2 protein-coding genes and 1 pseudogene are annotated in these 2,328 nt (G+C 67.0%); all 3 read right to left on the bottom strand.

The genetic code is table 11. The annotated features are described in order from the left end of the window. Positions 1–291: 291 nt before the first annotated feature. Positions 292–462, bottom strand: a pseudogene (locus ACFVH0_RS40445) (transposase family protein); the annotation flags it as partial. A gap of 51 nt (positions 463–513) precedes the next feature. Then, positions 514–1,539, bottom strand: a complete 1,026-nt coding sequence (locus ACFVH0_RS40450; RefSeq protein WP_385828429.1) for a cytochrome P450 — start codon at positions 1,537–1,539, stop codon at positions 514–516. A 617-nt stretch (positions 1,540–2,156) separates the two neighbouring features. Continuing rightward, positions 2,157–2,328 (bottom strand): transposase (locus ACFVH0_RS40455; RefSeq protein WP_385828430.1); only part of this gene is annotated, 172 nt, incomplete at its 5' end.

Consider the following 2,328-nt stretch of genomic DNA (forward strand, 5'->3'; position numbering starts at 1 on the left):
AGAACCAGAAGGTGCGGCCTGAACCGGGGACCGGTGAACCCCAACACCAGCACGTCGACCGTGTCCGCGTGCCACTGGTGAAGTGCCGGTATTCGATAGTCGCAGTATTCGTCGGGTGGCGGGGCCGGTGCGTGGGCGCCTTGATCTGTCGGACAGTGAGCGGGTGGTGTCTGGGTCGGCCACCCGTAACTGGTCTGCAGGGGGCACCGGCTACTTCTTCTGGCGATCCCCCAGGGATCGTTCGTGTGCCCGGATATCCAAGGTTGCGTGGTTGGTGATCATTGAGTTCCTTCAGCGTTGCCGCTCCAGCGTGAGGATGGTTTTGGCGATTGACGTCATGCGGTTGGGGCTGCATCGGGACCTGCGGAAGATCCGCCAGGACTTCAGCCTCGCGACGCCGCGCTCGACGGACGCCCGCGCTGTGGCCAGTGCCTGGTTGAGGGTCTTTTCGGTGAGGGGAAGCCGCATCGGTTCGCGGGTGAAGGCAGCCTGCCACTGAAAGCGGGACTGCCCTCAGCTGCGCAAGGTGGCACGCAGGCGCAGGCCAGCAGTTGCGAGACCTTCGAAGGTGGTGACTCGGTAGCTGGGTTCCGGTCCGGGCAGCTCGCTCAAGTGGTAGCGGCGGGCGGTCTGCGCAGTCAGGAGCGTCAGCATCGCCATGGCGAGAGCGGCTCCCTCGCAGCCATGCGGCCCGGTACCGAAGGAGAGAAAGGCGCCGGGTTTCGCCGGCGAACCCGAATCATCGAGCCAGCGCTCGGGCCAGAACCGGTCCGGCTCGGAGTGTTCCCGTGCGTCACGGTGGGCAGTGTAGGGGCAGACAAGAACGGTGGACCCGGCGTCGATGGTGTAGTCGGCGAGTTGAGTCCGTCGCGTGGCGCGCCGGGTCAGTAGCCAGCTCGGGGGGTGCAGTCGGAGCACCTCGCGTACCAGTGCCTGGGTGTATTGCAGGCTGTCGAGGTGGGTGTTGGTCGTCGCGGCCGGGTCCGCGGGCAGCAAGGCGGCTTCGGCCGCGACGCGGCCCGCTGCCTGGGGGTACCGGGCCAGGTGGAGCAGGATCCATCCGGCTGCGCGGGAAGGTGTCTCAAAGGTGGCGAGGGTGATTCCGGGGAGAGGGTCGAGGATGGCCTCTTCCGGCAGTAGGCCATAGCGGGAGGAGGGCCGGAGCATCTGTCCCAGCACGTCGTCACCGAGCCGGCCCGATGAACGGCGTCGGCGGACGATGGGCCGCAAAGCGTCAACGAAGGCGACTTGCTGCCGTGTGCGGAACCGCCGTGCCGGCGTGGGAACCCAGCGCGGCCATACCCAGCGCGAGGGGCGTACGAGCACCTCCCGGGCCAGGAAGAGCTGTGAGGCAAAGGGCAGCAGGGTGGGAGCGTCTTCGGAGAAGAGGTAGCGCACGCCGATCTGTGCCAGGGCGTGCCGGACCGGGGGCAGAATCTCGATGTCCTGGCCCGTGGGCCACTGGTCAGCGAATTGAGCGGTCCTGGGCGCTATCTCACCGATCCGGGCTGCAACCGCCTGCGGGCGTAGTCCGCGCATGCGGGCGGCGTGGGCGTGCGCACGCTCCTCAGGCGTGGGTGCTTCGCTCGACCGCTTCAACGGTGGGAAGAGAGGCGAGGGTGGCTTGGGGAAGTCCTGCGCGCGGCGCAGGACTGCTTCACACGGCCCGGCCCTGGCCGCTACGTAGACACCCGGCTCCAGTTGCCAGACTTCCCCGCACTCGTCAGCGCCACGGCGCGCCAGTGCCAGCCGGTCGCGGCTCCAAGCCGCGAAGCTGCCCTCGGGCAACCGCGGCGGCTCATTCATTCGGCCCATGAGATCGTCCCTGACTCTCATACCTGCCCAGGCCATGTCGTCGGCAGCGTGGCTGCGAGCTGGCGGGCGCCCGGGGGCTCCCGCCAGCAGTGCGGTCAGACCCGGTCGTCGCCGCCTTACGCACCCCAGTCGTGTTCCCCGTACGCACCGTAGTGGCGGGTGAAGGACAGCTTGGCGAGCAGCTTGGCGATCATGATGCACTCCTCTCACCTTGCGGAGCCCTCCCAGCCGAGGGTTCCGCAAGGCAATTCCCATGAAATGCCACGTATGCCATGATTCCACACATGCCATATATGTCACATTCAGAGTGCCAGTCGCACGCATGGATATAAGACCGTGTCCTATGTGGTGAGTCGGACCAGTCGTTTGTAGCAGCAGAGGGCGGCGACGAGTCCGAGGAAGGCCGGGTAGTTGCGGAGGTGGCGTTCGTAGCGGTGGTTGAGTCGGCGGTAGCCGGTCAGCCACGACATGGTGCGTTCGATGACCCATCTGCGGCGTCCGGGCCGTTCGCTG

Source organism: Streptomyces sp. NPDC127117 (assembly GCF_042677325.1).
In the GTDB taxonomy this organism is placed as follows: domain Bacteria; phylum Actinomycetota; class Actinomycetes; order Streptomycetales; family Streptomycetaceae; genus Streptomyces.